This window comes from Clostridium sp. UBA7339, from assembly GCF_002470865.1.
Taxonomy (GTDB): domain Bacteria; phylum Bacillota; class Clostridia; order Clostridiales; family Clostridiaceae; genus Clostridium_J; species Clostridium_J sulfidigenes.
On sequence record NZ_DKPI01000014.1, the window covers coordinates 416,793 to 431,945 of the forward strand.

The following is a 15,153-nucleotide window of genomic DNA, read 5'->3' on the forward strand; positions in this document are numbered from 1 at the left end:
TAATATATTTATCTACAAAGTTAATCTACCTTATACTTGAAATAGCCCATTTATTATTATTGTACATTATAGTTAATGTGTTATAGACTGGTTTCTCATTGCCCTCTGCTGTAGTTAAATTGAATTTTATCTTATGCAATTTAACCTTGCTACTTACATCAACTTGGTCTATGATTTCATAGCTAGTAATCCATGGACTTGAAGTCCCTGTTACCCATGATGTATTATTTTCATTAGAAAGATGATTTTTAAAATCTTGCTGAAGTTCCTTATTCATAACAGCGTATTGAAGTACTCCATTTCTAGTCATCATTCCCTTTGCCCAAAGCTTTGCAGCTTCTTCACTACTCATAGCCCCGAACTCCTTTAAAGCTTCTTCTGCTAAGCCTATATGCTCAATGATTTTATTATTAACTAATAAATTATCACTTACCATAGCTTCTACAAATGGTTCATTTTCTTTTCTTTCAATAATGTTAAAAAAATATACCATAGAAATAGCTGAAATAATTAAAGTCCAACTTACTACTGTTATCATAGTTCTTTTCATTTGCCATATCCCTACCTTTATAAGCGTTAATAAAAGATTAAGAATATAGTGCCCTTGTTCTAAAGAATAAATACACCAATTAAAACTTATTATTTACCTGTACTACCAAAACCTCCAATTCTTTCCTCTTCAGTATTACAGTTATCACTTACTAAGAAAGGTATAAACATAGCTTGAGCTATTCTATCACCTTTTTTAATTATATAAGGCTCTTTTCCTAGATTTAAAAGATTTATTCCCAAATTTCCATCATTCTTAGGATTGTTATAATAGTCACACTCTACCCAGCCTTGAGCATTAGCCATTAAAACTGGATGACTTCCCATAGAACTTCTAACATTAATAATCAAAGCTTCCCCTGGTTGAAAATATGACTTTACATCTGTCCATATTAATTGCTTACCCATAGGCTCTATAACTACATCTATAGGTGAATATATATCATAGGCTATAGCATGCTTGCTTCCCCTTGTTGGTAACTGTATGTCTTCCTGTGGATGCTTTCTTTTCTCATCTGTAACTATTTCAAATCCTCTTGTTCTCATTGCGTCTCTCCTCTTTCTAATGCTCTTATATTAATTTTTATAACTTAAATTCTTTAACATTATTTTCCCTAAGGCTTTCTTTAACATCTATAATTCTTTGTGAGCTACTTCCTCGAAATTTTAGAGTTACATCCCTTTCGCTTATTTCAAATCTTCCATCTACAATTACATCTATATATTTTAAAACTTCAGCTTTATTCAATGAAAATAACTGCTCCCAAGTATATCCTGTATATAACCATATATTTTTATTACATTTTTCTTTTAACCTCTTAAGTAATTCTAGAGTATTTTCATACTGAACAGTTAGCCCATCTCCACCACTTATAGTTATATCTGTAATTGGATTTTTAGTAAGCTTATCTACAACCTCATCTATTTTATATAAATCGCCCTCTTCATACCAATACTTTTCATTCTGGCATCCTGGACACTTATGAGTGCATTCCGCTATATAGCATACTTCCCTAAGACCTACTCCCTCATTTAAAGAACAAGGATTATATCCTATTAATCTTATAGTATCAATCAATTTTATTTTCCTTCCTATAGCTTAGTTATAGTACTATGTTTAAATCTTTCTTTAACTTCAGCTTGCTTAGCTTTATTGAAGTTGCGATAATCTGTAGTTAAATATCCTGTAACTCTTCTAAGTTGTTCTATTTCCTCGCTATGGCAAATTGGACATCTATCATTAAATTCTCCTTGATAGCCACACTTTAAGCAAGTATCTATAGGGAAATTGAAAGCTAAATACGGAATGTCTAAGCTAAAGGCATAATCTATGATTTGCTCTATTGCTTTTGGATTTTCTACTACTGAACTATCTAACTCTACATAAGTTATACATCCTGAAGTAGGGTACTTAGTAAATGGAGCCTCAAGTTGTAACTTAGTAAATACATCTATATTTTTCCAAACTGGTATGTGATGTGAATTAGTTATCCACTCCCTGTCCGTTACATTTTTTATAATTCCAAATTCATCCCTTAAACCTTTAATTTCTCTATTTCCTGTTATTATAGTTCCACAAGTAGACTCAATTGGCGCTGCATAACAACCAAAGTTTAAATTGTATCTTTCTGAAGCTTCCTCTGCAAACCTTGAAATTCTTTCTACCACCGATAATGCAAACTTATGAACATCCTTATCATCACCATGATCTTTTCCAAAGAGAGCTTGACACATTTCTGCAATACCTGCATATCCTATAGCTTGGCTTCCATGTTTCATTACATCATAAATACAAGTGTCTGAGTCATATTCTCCACCTAACATACTTTTATTTCTATACATGAAAGGGGCTGATTTAGCACTTTGTGAACATATATATTTAAATCTATCTACTAAGGCTGTAGCTGAAAGTTCTAAAAGCTCATTTAATTCATTCCAAAAACCTTCAAGATTAGCTTCTTCTCTTTCTCCTAAACATATCCCATGTTTTATACCTATTTTTACCAAGTTAATTGTTACTGGAGTAACATTTCCTCTTCCTACCTTTGAATATCCCATACCATGTCTATCAAATCCAACTAAGGTTCTACATCCCATAGTTGCCATAGCTGTATCCGGATTACTTAAATCTTCTACATTCTTACTCCAATCACAGTTTACCCAGTTAGGATATATTCTTTTAGACATAGATTCTATAGCTAACTTCTTTAAGTCATAATTTGGAGTTTCTTCTGTATCATTAACCCCTTTTTTATATTGGAAGATTGCTATTGGGAATATACTTGTTTTATGATGTTTTCCTATTCCATCTATACTAGCAAGCATAAGCCATCTAGTAAGCATCCTACCAGCAACTGTAGTTCTTCTTCCTAAATTTATAGATGTAAATGGTACTTGGGAACCTGGTCTTGATTCTAGTGTATTCAGATTATGGTATAAGCCTTGAGCTGATTGCATACCCTCTCTATCTAACTCTCTTAATGCAAAAGCTGTTAGCTTAGGATATTTCTTCTTTAGCTCTTCTTTATTTTCTACGCATATCTCAGAATCTAACTCTTTCCAGCTTAATTCTTTATCTTCAAAGTAAAAAAGTGCATCAGAAAAATGCTTTTTGAAAGATATATCCACCTGCTCTTCTAAATCATAATCTATATGGCAACTTCCTGTACCTCCAAATTGTTCTTGGCTTTGTATTTGGAATATTACTGCTACTAATTGAAATGCTGTAGATAGTCCATTAGCTCCTCTTACATCCCCATTTCTAGTAATAAATCCATTGTTAACTAGTTTCTTTATATCTGGGAAACTACAATTATGCATTCCCGTAGCATAACTATCTAAGTCATGTATGTATAATCTATTTTCAATATGTGCCCTTGCTATTTCAGGCTTTATTACCTTATCTAGGGTATACCTTTTTAATATTACATTTGCACTTTCAAATTTACGACCACCAAAACTATGCTCGTCCACATTAGCATTGGAGTTCATAATATCAGAGCATTGAAGTACCTTATCTAATTTTTTATATGTATCACCATTAGTATCTCTTGCAATTCTACGCTTTTCACGATAATCTTCATAGGCCTTTGATACAGTTTTATCTTTATTATTTAAAGCCTTAACTACTATGTCTTGAATTTCTTCAATAAACAGCTCTTCTTTTCCTAACTCTATAATAGTTTTTTCTATGTTAATTTCTAAGTCACTCCAATGTTCTTTAAACACAAAGTCATTTCCATGGACTTCTTCATAAGCCTTTTTAATGGCTATATGTATTCTCTCCATATCAAAGTCTTTAACTCTTGAATCCCTTTTAATAATACTTAATTTCATATTATTCCTACCTTCCCTGAAATTTTTAATTACTACTTTTGTCCCTTAGCAGTAAATTTTTCATATTTTCATGGGCTATGAAAATATAAAACCACAGATAGATTTATTATATCTTTCACTCTATTTTAAATCAATGTCTATAAATTGAAGTAATGTACATATACCTACTGTATTAACATTTAATTCTACTTCATACTCTCTTTATCTTTATCAGATTCTAAGTACATACTATTTCAACTTATATAAGCTAACTCTGATAATGTTCTCGTATCAATTTAACTCTTGCTTTAACTTACTTTTAAAAGTTATGAATAAAATTACTCTACTTTTGGAAACTTAGTAATAAGATTTAAAAATTTGGAGGTAATAAAAATGAATTTTAAAGATAGTGAAACTCGCATTAATTTAATGAGATCCTTTGCTGGTGAAAGTCAAGCAAGAAATAGATATACTATTGCTGCAAGCTTTGCAAAAAAAGAGGGACTTTACATAGTTGAGCAAGTATTTAATTATACTGCAAACCAAGAAATGGCTCACGCTAATCAATTCTATCAAAAATTAAAAGAAGAAGCTGGAAATAATATAGAAATAGGAAATGGTGCATATCCTGTAGACTTATATGATTCAACTCTAAAATTGTTAAAAGCTGCTCATCACAATGAGTATGAAGAATACGATGATGTTTATAGTAATTTTTCTAAAATTGCTAAAGAAGAAGGGTTTAATGCTATTTCTACATTATTTAGCAACATAGCTTCTGTAGAAAAAATTCATGGAGATAGATTTAATTATTTTGCTAAGCAATTAGAAGAAGAGACTTTATTTAGACGTGATGAATCAATTCAATGGTTTTGTACTAATTGTGGATATATATATGAAGGGAAGGAAGCTCCTAAAGCTTGTCCTGTTTGTCTACATCCTCAAGGCTATTTCATAGAATTCTGCCGTTCTCAATTTGGTTCTAATTACACTACAAAATAAATTTTTATATTTTTAATAAACATTACAAGGAATAATAACAAATATAAAAGCCATACTAACTTTGTAGTTAATACAAAAACTTTTTAAGGAGTGAATTTAAATGGAAAAAAATGAATCTATTAAATGTACAATCAACAACTGCAAGTACAATAATCGTAACGAAAACTACTGTACATTAAATCAAATTAAAGTAGGAACTCATGAACAAAATCCTACAGTAGTTGAATGTACAGACTGCCAATCTTTTGAACTTAAATAGAATATAATTAAACGTAACCCCTTACTAAAAAATACTATATGCAATATAAAATTATATTGCATATAGTATTTTTACTCTTATTTAAGTCAAAAAATTATTTAGGTCAAATATAATCCATCGTTTTAATTTAATGTTCATATTAATTATACTTATAAGGATTAATATGAACCATACAATGCTTAATATTATTATTTTTTTCGACACCATGGTGTATGTTTATTGCTATGTCATGTCCTTCTTCTACTGTAAGTTTTGAATCTACAGACACTTCTACATCTACATATACTCTATTAGCATGTTGTCTCGTTTTTATACTGTCAATATGTCTTACGCCCTCAATAGTCTGAAGTTTTTCATTGATATCACTTATAATTTCTTCATCTGCAGAAGTATCTATTAATTGATTTACACTTTGCTTTAATACATCACAGGCTACTTTTATAATTACAACACAAATAACTATGGCAACTACTGAATCTAAAATTGGCCATCCCATTCTAGCTCCAATTATTCCAATTAAAGCTCCCACTGAAGAAAAAGAATCTGATCTATGATGCCAAGCATCTGCTCTGAGAGCAGAACTATTTATTTTGTTAGCATATTTTATTGTATAAAAATACATCCACTCTTTAACGATAATAGACAATATAGCAGCCCAAATAGCAAGGATTCCTGGATTCTTTATTTCTCCTAAAACAATATTTTTAATACCAGAATATCCTATAGATATAGCAACCACAAAAAGCATTATAGATAAAAACAAAGAAGAAATACTTTCAATTCTTTCATGTCCATAAGGATGGCATTTATCATCAGGTTTATTGGAAAGCTTTAGTCCTATTATTACTCCTATAGTACTAATCACATCAGAAAAAGAATGGATACCATCTGCAATCATCGCATTACTACTAGACATAATACCTACCAATACTTTAATTGTTCCTAAAATGGCATTAACTAAGATTGTATTTTTACTAACTCCTACACCTATACTTGTTCTTTCATCCATAAATTTCCTCCATTATCAATTGACTTTAGTCTAATGTTGAACCACTATTATCTTTTTCCTTAATATCGGAAATCAACAATAATATGGCCATACACCAGATAAAGTATATTATTATAATACTCAGTTACCCTTAATTTGTGAGTTTTCTCAATAAGTTTCTTGTATAATGTATTATCAATTGATAATGAATCTACTTTAATTATCTGTAGTTTAAATATAATTTTTGTTTATCTTTTTAAATAAATTCCATCTTCCAACTTAAATAACCTGTTTCTTCATTTTTTTCATATCTAAAATAAGCAGCAAAGGTATTTCCTTTCTTGCTTCTCAAATTTCTAAATCCTACTTTACCATTTTTAAGAAGTATTTCTACCATTTCTTTTGTAACTTTCTTGCCATAGGATTCAATGTATTTATCATTCTTCCAAATAGTGAATTTACAACCATTTTTCCAGTTACTACACCCAAAGCTTTTTTCTCCTTCCACTACTGGATTTCCGCATATAGGACAATTACCTACACTAACCGTCCCAGGAGAAAGCTCTATCTTTATTTTAGATAACATTGATGTATCCTTTTTTATAATTTCCACAGATTTACTAGTAAAATCACAAATATGCTTAATAAAGGTGTCTTTTTCTACAGTTTCTTTTTCTATATCCGATAGGGTTTTTTCTAGCCTACCGGTGTATTCTAAGTCAAACAAATCCCTTACAGGAAACATCTCTACCATTGTCCTACCTAACTCTGTACAAGTTAGGTTTTTTCCTTTAGTAGTAATATATCCTATATCTTTAAGTTTTTTAATAGTTTCAGCTCTAGTAGCTGGTGTTCCTATACTAAAACCGCTCAATATGGACTTCATTAATTCTTCCGAAGTTTCCTCTAAATTATCTTCTGAAGAGTTTTCATCATCATCATCATTATTTTCTTCTTTTCCTAAACTCTTACCACAGGTTTCCATAACCCTTAGCAAAGTCTTTTCTGTATGATTTTTAGGTGGCTTCTTTGTTACGGTGTTAACTTTATTTCCTACAATATCCACTACTTCCTTTTCCATAACTAAAGGAAGTATAGTATCCTTAGTTTCTATCTTTTCTACCACACGCCAGCCTTCAACAATTTGAACTTTACCCTTGGAAACAAATATGCCTTTAATATTTTCCTCATAAACCTTAGCCGTAATTTTTGTTTCCTCAAATTCAGCAATAGGCATAAATTGCATTATAAATCTATTTTTCACTGCATTATAAACAATTGCTTCATCAGCACTAAGGCCGCTTGGTTTTATATAAGTTGGAACTATAGCACTATGACTCTCCACCTTAGAATTATCAAAAACCCTTTTAGTTTTTGCAAATTTTATTTGATTTTCGTATGGTAGACCCTTTTTAAGATTCTCCAAAACCTTCCTTGTTCTATCCTCTAAGCTTTCTTCTAGGACAATACTGGCAGTTCTAGGATAAGTAATAAACTTTTTTTCATAAAGAGACTGGGCAACCTTTAAAACCTTATCGGAAGTCCATCCTTTAAATTTACTAGTAATATGTCCTTGAAGATTTGATAAGTTAAATAGATACGGTGGATATTCCCTTTTCTTCTCTGTTTGCTTATCAACTATCTCCGCTCTTTGTCCTTGTAGTAATTTTCCTATATTACTTAAATAAGACTTCTCTTCGAATTTTTCTGAATCATTTTCATAATATAGACCTTCGTACTCCTCATTAGCCTTAGTCTTAAAGGTAGCCGATAACTTATAATAAGTAGTAGCTACAAAGTTTTCAATTTCCATGTCCCTATCATAGATTATCTTTAGAGTTGGTAATAACACTCTTCCTATGTTTAGCATTTTAACATCTTCAAATTTATATCTCAAAGTTGCCACAGATGTAAGATTTATCCCAATAACCCAATCTGCCCATTGCCTTCCTATTCCAGCATCTTGTAAGGACTTCATTTCTTTATTAGGCTTTAAAGCTTCCATACCCTTTTTTACTTCATCTGGAGTCCACTCATTTAGAAGAAGCCTATATACAGGCTTTTCTTCATTGAAATATATAAATAATTCATCTGCTATAACCTGACCCTCTCTATCAAAGTCTGTGGCGGATATTATTCCATCTACATTCTCTCTATCTATAAGTGATTTAATAATGCTAAGCTGTTTCTCAGCTCCCTTATCAGTAATATTTCTATTAAGTGAATCACTTTTTATCTTATATTTAAACTCCTTAGGTATAAATGGAAATTTAGAAAACTCCCATCCCTTCATGCTTTCATCATAATCTTTAGCATCATATAGTTGTAATAAGTGACCAAACGCCCATGTAACTAAATAATTCTCACCCTCAAAGTATCCATCTTTTCTAGTTTTTATATTTAAAGCTTCTGCAATATTCTTTGCCACGGATGGTTTTTCCGCAATAATAACCTTAGCCACTTCTCTCACACCTTACTTATTTTCTCTTACTTAAATAAATTTACTTATATTTATAGTTATTTTTAATTCTTAAAACTTTCCACTTAATTATACAATAAAATAAAACTTTATTAAAACTAGACATTTATTTTACAATATAAACTTTTTTGACTAGACCCTAAGGTAGTAGATTATGATTTATCAGAAGTGATAATATGAGGATTTTATATATAAAAACATATAAATATTTTCATAGATAAATATGGAGCTATTTATAATGTTAAATAGCTCCTTTGTCAATACTTATCGGCTAACTTATCTTGAACTAGCCCTTCTAAATATATATTGCACAGCTAGGTTCCAAATCAAGTAAAGCTCCGAACCTTTGCGATGCTGTAAAAAAGCAAATTAGTGCAAAAAGCTCTGAGATTTCTTTTTCACTGAATAGTTCTCTTAAACTTTTAAAAGTCTCCTCTGTTAAAACTATATTCTTTGAAATCATATCTGCAATTTTCGTTGCCATTCTTATATTTTTATCCTCTATATCTTCAGAAGGCTTTCCCTTTGCCATACAATATTTACATCCATTGTTAAAAGCAAGAGTACGTCTTACTTCTTCTTTTAATTCATAACCAAAAGTTTTAGATTTTAAAAAACTTATTTCTAAATTACTCCAACCTTTCATTATCTCACTGTTATATCCAAGTAGTTGTTCAAAGGATGTTATCCCCTCATTTGAAAAATTTATTTTTGTCATAATATCTCTCCTTTATTAATCAAATCTAATTTTATTAATATTATATATAAATAAAATTGAATTTTGTATTTCATATGACATATAATAAAACCTATATATATATCATACAAAATATTAAAAAGGAGAAAATATTTCAAATGAAATTTGACGAAATTGATGTAATGATTCTATCCGAATTAGAAAAAAATAGTAGATTATCCATAAGAGAGTTGTCAAAGCGAATTAACCTATCCCCATCCTCTGTTACAGAGAGAGTAAAAAGACTTGAAGATAACAGAATAATAGAAGGCTATACTATTACTATAAATAAAAAGAATCTTGGTCTATCCATTGATTGTATAATAAAAATCACCATGAAAAATGGTGAATATGAGCGATTCAAAAATTTTATTAAAGACTACAATCGCAGTGAATGGTGCTATAGAATTGCTGGGGATGGTTGTTTTCTTGTTAAACTTTCAGTTAAAGATTTAAGTGACATTGAAGAATTTATTAATGAAGTATCTCCATATGCAACAACTAGTACTTATATTGCATTCTCAGAAGTAGTCATAGAGAATTCTATAAATAAGTTTTTAATATAAGTTTTTTATTCTGTCCATAGTTCCCATGTTAAAATACTCTGATCATAATCCTGTTACCTTAGTGTTTAAATTAAAATAAAAAAAGAAAGCCTCCATGAACTACATATAATTCATGGAAGTTTCCTTTTGTAGAGTTAATTATAGCTTATATTTTTTTAACGAATTCGGATTTTAAACTCATAGCTCCAAAACCATCAATTTTACAATCAATGTTATGGCCATCAGATGCATCAGGAACTAAACGTATATTTTTTACTTTCGTTCCTATTTTTATTGATGATGAAGCACCTTTTACTTTAAGATCTTTAATTATTGTTACAGAATCACCATCTTGTAACACATTTCCATTTGCATCTTTTATAACATTAATATCTTCATTATTTTCATTTTCAGCTTGTACTCCCCACTCGTGAGCACATTCTGGGCAAACAAAAATACTTCCATCTTCGTAAGTGTATTCTGAATTACATTTTGGACAATTAGGTAAATTACCCATAACTTCATTTCCTCCATTCGTTACTATAGTTCTGATACATAAGATTCACTTTATAAAATAATATATACAGCTTCTTATGTTCTTATATACTATCATAGTCTTCCTCTATTGACAAATTCTATTTATAATTTAACTCAAGCTTTCCAGTACTTAATTACAGAAATCTCATCACCAGGTTCTATCCATCCTTCTTCTAATACTTGAGCAAAAATCCCTTCTCTAGGCATAACACACTCCCCTGTGGTCTTCATTATTTCACAATTCTTATGACATTCTTTTCCAATCTGTGTCACTTCCATAATAACTTCTCCAATGGAAAGCTTTGTTCCTATGGGTAGTTCATATAAAGTTATTCCTTGTGTTGTTATATTTTCTGCAAATATTCCTGGGACTAATTCTTTATTTATTTTTCCTCTAAGCTTATCTATGCTTTCATCTCCTAACAAGCTAACTTGTCTATGCCAATTACCACCATGAGCATCTCCTTCTAATCCGAAGTCGATCTTAAAGAAACCTCTTTTTATAGGTGTTTTTATAACCCCTTTCTCAGTACTTATATTTATACTAATAACCTTTGCCATATCCATCTTCTCCTATCTTTAAAAATAATTAATCTCTCCAGATTTTCCACCAATCTTTCGAAGTAGCCTAATATCACTTATAACCATTGATTTATCTACTGACTTACACATATCATATATAGTTAATGCTGCTATGGATACCGCTGTTAAAGCTTCCATTTCTATACCGGTCTCCCCTATTGTTTTAGTTGTAGCTATTATATCTACCTTACTTTTATCATGATCTAGGTGAAAGGTAATATCACACCCTGACATCATGATAGAATGACACATGGGAATTATATCTGAAGTTTTCTTTGCTCCCATTATCCCACCCACTTGAGCTACGGAAAGTACATCTCCCTTTATAATTTCCCCTTTGTCTATCTTTTCTAAAGTAGATTTCTTCATATAAATAGAACCGCAGGCTATTGCCTCTCTATCTGTCTTTTTCTTTTCACTAACATCTACCATTCTAGCTCTTCCTTGCTCATTTATATGAGTGAATCCTTCATCTATTTGAACATCTTTAATCATAAGTTATCCTCCTATTTGAAACATTTGCTTATTGCTTCTACTTTTTCCTTCCATAGATAGTCTATGTCCTAATGGCTTATTATACATAGCTCCTAAAATCTTTTTCTTAAGAATACTATATTCTCTACTCTCTCGTAAATCGCAGTATGATAAATTATATTTTTTAAATAAATCTCGTACATCTGATAGAATATTAATTTCCTCTTCACCATGCAAACAAGACTTAATTCCACCTTCAGCAGTTAATCTAACTCTATTACACTCACTACAAAAATTACAACTTATAGGACTAATAAATCCAATTCTCCCTTTTCCCTTACTACTTTTATAAAGTTCTGCCGTTGAAGATACTCTATGATCTTCAGGTATAAGATTAGGATGTGACTCTACTATATCCTTATAGGGTATAAAATGATTTTTAAATAACTCTGTACCTGCTCCTATAGGCATTAATTCTATAAACCTCACATCTATAGGCATTTTCTCTGCAATTTTAATAAACTCATCAACCTCGTCTAAGTTTATACCTTTCATAAGCACCACATTAATTTTCACCGGAGTAATGCCCTTATCTAAACATACTTCTATACCTTCTTTAACTTTTTTAAGATATGATCGTCCTGTTATTCCTTCATACTTGTCTTCCTTTAATGTATCCATACTAACATTTACTCTATTTAACCCTGCCTTCTTTAATTCATCTATTTTATCCTTCAAAAATATGCCATTAGTAGTTAAAGATATATCTTTAATTCCTTTAACTTGGGATGCATTATATATAATCTTAGAAATATCCTTTACAATCAACGGTTCTCCACCAGTAAATCTAACTTTCTCAACACCACATTCAGCAAATATTCTAATAATTAAATCTATTTCTTCTATAGACATTTTCGAACTAACATAATTTTGATTACACTTTCCTTCTGGCATGCAATACATACATCTTAAATTGCACATATCCGTAAGAGAAACTCTTAAATAATTTATGTTACGTCCATGGGAATCTTCCATAAATACTCCTCCCTTTATACTCCCTATAAATCAACTTCACTCCTAGCACATTCTGAAGTTTCTCCAGATAAAATCTTTAGTCCATGATCTAAATATGGAAAAATGAATTCTATATTTTCTTTAGCACCTCTAGGACTTCCTGGTAGATTTATAATTAAAGAATTCTTTCTAATACCTACAATTCCTCTAGACAGCATCGCTCTTGGTGTAATTTCCATAGACTTCATTCTCATAAATTCTCCAATCCCAGGTACATACTTTTCTATAACTTGTAAAGTTGCTTCTGGAGTTACATCCCTCTTTGAAAATCCAGTTCCTCCATTAGTAATTACCAATGGTATATTTAATTCATCACATATATATATAAGTTCTTTTTTTATATCTACAACTTCATCAGGTATAATTTTATAATAATGGACTATATATTTATTTTTTTCTAAATACTCCCTTAACACTTGCCCTGTCTCATCTATACGCTGTCCTTCAGAACCTTTATCACTTATAGTTAAAATTGCAGTTTTTTTCATACTATAACCTCCATAAAGTTATTGTTAATTCAAATATTTAAATAAATATAATTTTTATATTAAACGCAAAATTATATCCTGACTATCTCCTCAGTTTTTATTAATATCAATTATATCATATTTATTATATTTTATGTAAATATATTCAATTTTTTTCAAATTGTACATTATAAAAATAATTAGTTTCCCGATATTTATTTTCTATAACATACCTTTTAATACATAAACTTAATTGTAAATTTTATATGTTATTACATTTATTTCTTGATATAAACCTTCTACAAATGTAGAATATAATTATATACTACATTTGTAGAAGTGATAATAATGGTTAATACTTTTTCAACCAATTTTAATGGAGGTGTAGATAACACGAAAAAAAGATTTAAAAATATTTTTGATATGAAGAACAAACTTAATGGTATCTCCTTGTTATGTATTATACTTTTCTTTAGTATCGTTATATTTTCCCTAATTGCTTGCGAAAGAGTAAATCCTTCTCCTGATAAAACCGTTGCTGAATCTTTTATAGAAAATTACTATAATATTTCAGACTACACTTTAACAGATCAACTTTCTAAGCTTTTTGAAAGCTCTCTTGAAGGACGTGCTCCTTCTAATGGGGAGACAGGTATTGTTACACTTTCTCCTGAAGATGAAACTAAAATTAGAGAAGTTTGTTTAAAAAATATAGGTGATTCTATTACTTCTCAATTAGGTGATGAACTTATTTTAAATAGATTTCCCTTATCTTCTATAAAAATGGCTAAGGACTATGAATACACCACTACCATATCTAACATTATTCTTGATAAAATCTCTAGTGATAATGATACCGAAGCTTACTACAAATATAATGCTGATATTAATATAATATATAATGATGGATACAAGGAAAAGCAAACTCTAGAAGGAAAAATTAAGCTAATAAATAAAAATAAAAAATGGCTTGTTTCTATTTTTACTCCATTGACAGAAATATTACCAAATAAAAAATATTATAATCCACAAAATTTAGATTCTCATTCACTACAAACTAATGATTCTACTTCTATAAATCATGATATTAGCTCCGCTGAAGAATTTTGTAATTCATATATGAATGCTATGATAAACAAAGAATATTCCTTCATTTACAATTATACAGTTAATTCTTCTAATAGTGATACTTTAGAAGAAGGTCAAAAAATATGGGATGAAATAGATATTGACTATGTAAAAATACTTAATGCTGAAGTAAGAAATAATAAAGCTTATTACGAACTAGAAATAAACGTTAAAGAACCAGGAAATTCAGCCTTCGATAAAGGTGTAACCGTCAGGTGGCTATATATATTTTATAGTAACAAAAGTAATACTTGGGTTGCAGAGGGACTTATGTCTGGTGGTAAACCAGATGAAAGCTGGTGGAATACTATTTATGGTGGTTAATACTGATATTATAAAGCCAATAAGTAGAGACTACTCTCTACTTATTGGCTCATTTACTTTCTCGTATAAAGTTATAACATCCTCACTATTTTTTCCTTCAGTAATATTATAATCTTCATCAACCTCATCTTCTTTTTCTTTTTTCCTAAACCTTATTCTCCACTTTGTATCTTTTTGTATAACTCTATCAGCTTTTTTAAATAAGCTTAGTATTATAAATATGATTACGGCTGCTGTTAAGGATAGTGCATAGAGTCCTCTTCCTACCGCTAAACCTAAGCATGCCACAATCCAAAGAGTTGCGGCAGTAGTTAATCCCCTTACAGATCCTTTCTCTCTTAAAATAGTACCAGCTCCTAAAAATCCAACACCACTTATAACCTGAGCTCCTAATCTAGCTATATCGACTTTTATAACTTCAGCATACATAGGATTTTGAGCAATAACCATGATTTTTTGTATATCATACTCTGTTATTAAAGAAATAATTGTAGCTCCTAAGCATACTAATATATGAGTTCTAAACCCTGCTGGACTATTTTTAAATTCCCTTTCATATCCAACAAGTCCCCCTACTATAACGCCTACTATAAGCCTTTCTAACACTACTATATAATCCATAATTCCCTCCCCATCATAGTATAATTACTTATATTATATTCATAGGTTTAATATTGTTTAAAAAAATGTTATA

Annotated in this window: 17 protein-coding genes; 4 read left to right on the forward strand and 13 right to left on the reverse strand. The window is 30.0% G+C overall.

The features are described from left to right. Window positions 1-25: 25 nt before the first annotated feature. The 4 genes from B2S02_RS16230 to nrdD form a co-directional block, all read right to left on the reverse strand. Complete coding sequence (locus B2S02_RS16230; RefSeq protein ID WP_346847489.1) at window positions 26-550, reverse strand: hypothetical protein; 525 nt, start codon at window positions 548-550, stop codon at window positions 26-28. Between the two features lie 89 nt (window positions 551-639). Continuing rightward, window positions 640-1,095, reverse strand: coding sequence for a dUTP diphosphatase (locus tag B2S02_RS16235; protein ID WP_346847490.1), 456 nt, complete (start codon window positions 1,093-1,095; stop codon window positions 640-642). Window positions 1,096-1,132: 37 nt separating this feature from the next. Beyond that, complete coding sequence (gene nrdG / locus B2S02_RS16240; RefSeq protein ID WP_346847491.1) at window positions 1,133-1,627, reverse strand: anaerobic ribonucleoside-triphosphate reductase activating protein; 495 nt, start codon at window positions 1,625-1,627, stop codon at window positions 1,133-1,135. Between the two features lie 14 nt (window positions 1,628-1,641). Continuing rightward, complete coding sequence (gene nrdD / locus B2S02_RS16245) at window positions 1,642-3,885, reverse strand: anaerobic ribonucleoside-triphosphate reductase (protein WP_346847492.1); 2,244 nt, start codon at window positions 3,883-3,885, stop codon at window positions 1,642-1,644. Between the two features lie 372 nt (window positions 3,886-4,257). Here nrdD and rbr point away from each other — a divergent pair, with 372 nt between their 5' ends. Beyond that, complete coding sequence (gene rbr, locus B2S02_RS16250) at window positions 4,258-4,866, forward strand: rubrerythrin (RefSeq protein WP_346847493.1); 609 nt, start codon at window positions 4,258-4,260, stop codon at window positions 4,864-4,866. A gap of 100 nt (window positions 4,867-4,966) precedes the next feature. Then, window positions 4,967-5,125: a DUF1540 domain-containing protein gene (locus B2S02_RS16255; RefSeq protein ID WP_346847494.1), complete on the forward strand. Its 159-nt coding sequence runs from the start codon at window positions 4,967-4,969 to the stop codon at window positions 5,123-5,125. Window positions 5,126-5,264: 139 nt separating this feature from the next. Here the strand turns inward: B2S02_RS16255 and B2S02_RS16260 are convergent, their stop codons facing one another. From B2S02_RS16260 to B2S02_RS16270, 3 genes are all read right to left on the reverse strand, one after another. After that, window positions 5,265-6,134: a cation diffusion facilitator family transporter gene (locus tag B2S02_RS16260; RefSeq protein WP_346876559.1), complete on the reverse strand. Its 870-nt coding sequence runs from the start codon at window positions 6,132-6,134 to the stop codon at window positions 5,265-5,267. Window positions 6,135-6,369: 235 nt separating this feature from the next. Next, complete coding sequence (locus B2S02_RS16265) at window positions 6,370-8,574, reverse strand: type IA DNA topoisomerase (RefSeq protein WP_346876560.1); 2,205 nt, start codon at window positions 8,572-8,574, stop codon at window positions 6,370-6,372. 313 nt (window positions 8,575-8,887) lie between these two features. Next, window positions 8,888-9,310 (reverse strand): carboxymuconolactone decarboxylase family protein, encoded by a 423-nt coding sequence (locus B2S02_RS16270; protein WP_346847497.1) that lies wholly within the window; start codon window positions 9,308-9,310, stop codon window positions 8,888-8,890. 137 nt (window positions 9,311-9,447) lie between these two features. Between B2S02_RS16270 and B2S02_RS16275 the strand changes: the two genes are divergently transcribed. After that, window positions 9,448-9,894, forward strand: coding sequence for an Lrp/AsnC family transcriptional regulator (locus tag B2S02_RS16275; RefSeq protein ID WP_346876561.1), 447 nt, complete (start codon window positions 9,448-9,450; stop codon window positions 9,892-9,894). 145 nt (window positions 9,895-10,039) lie between these two features. On the opposite strand, the gene B2S02_RS16280 is transcribed toward B2S02_RS16275, so the two are convergent. From B2S02_RS16280 to B2S02_RS16300, 5 genes are all read right to left on the reverse strand, one after another. Further along, on the reverse strand, window positions 10,040-10,390 hold the full coding sequence (locus tag B2S02_RS16280) for a zinc ribbon domain-containing protein YjdM (RefSeq protein WP_035129948.1): 351 nt from the start codon (window positions 10,388-10,390) through the stop codon (window positions 10,040-10,042). Window positions 10,391-10,524: 134 nt separating this feature from the next. Further along, window positions 10,525-10,971 carry an MOSC domain-containing protein gene (locus tag B2S02_RS16285; protein ID WP_346921034.1) on the reverse strand — a complete coding sequence of 149 codons (447 nt, stop codon included), beginning with the start codon at window positions 10,969-10,971 and terminating at the stop codon, window positions 10,525-10,527. Between the two features lie 18 nt (window positions 10,972-10,989). Continuing rightward, window positions 10,990-11,469, reverse strand: a complete 480-nt coding sequence (gene moaC, locus B2S02_RS16290) for a cyclic pyranopterin monophosphate synthase MoaC (protein ID WP_346847807.1) — start codon at window positions 11,467-11,469, stop codon at window positions 10,990-10,992. 21 nt (window positions 11,470-11,490) lie between these two features. Then, a complete protein-coding gene (gene moaA / locus B2S02_RS16295) occupies window positions 11,491-12,501 on the reverse strand; it encodes a GTP 3',8-cyclase MoaA (RefSeq protein WP_346847500.1) in 1,011 nt (336 codons plus the stop codon). Between the two features lie 23 nt (window positions 12,502-12,524). Then, entirely contained in the window at window positions 12,525-13,028 is a 504-nt protein-coding gene (locus tag B2S02_RS16300) for a MogA/MoaB family molybdenum cofactor biosynthesis protein (RefSeq protein ID WP_346847501.1), read from the reverse strand. Window positions 13,029-13,355: 327 nt separating this feature from the next. Between B2S02_RS16300 and B2S02_RS16305 the strand changes: the two genes are divergently transcribed. Continuing rightward, window positions 13,356-14,459 carry a hypothetical protein gene (locus B2S02_RS16305; protein WP_346876563.1) on the forward strand — a complete coding sequence of 368 codons (1,104 nt, stop codon included), beginning with the start codon at window positions 13,356-13,358 and terminating at the stop codon, window positions 14,457-14,459. 30 nt (window positions 14,460-14,489) lie between these two features. Here the strand turns inward: B2S02_RS16305 and B2S02_RS16310 are convergent, their stop codons facing one another. Beyond that, on the reverse strand, window positions 14,490-15,080 hold the full coding sequence (locus B2S02_RS16310; protein WP_346847503.1) for an MgtC/SapB family protein: 591 nt from the start codon (window positions 15,078-15,080) through the stop codon (window positions 14,490-14,492). Window positions 15,081-15,153 lie beyond the last annotated feature (73 nt).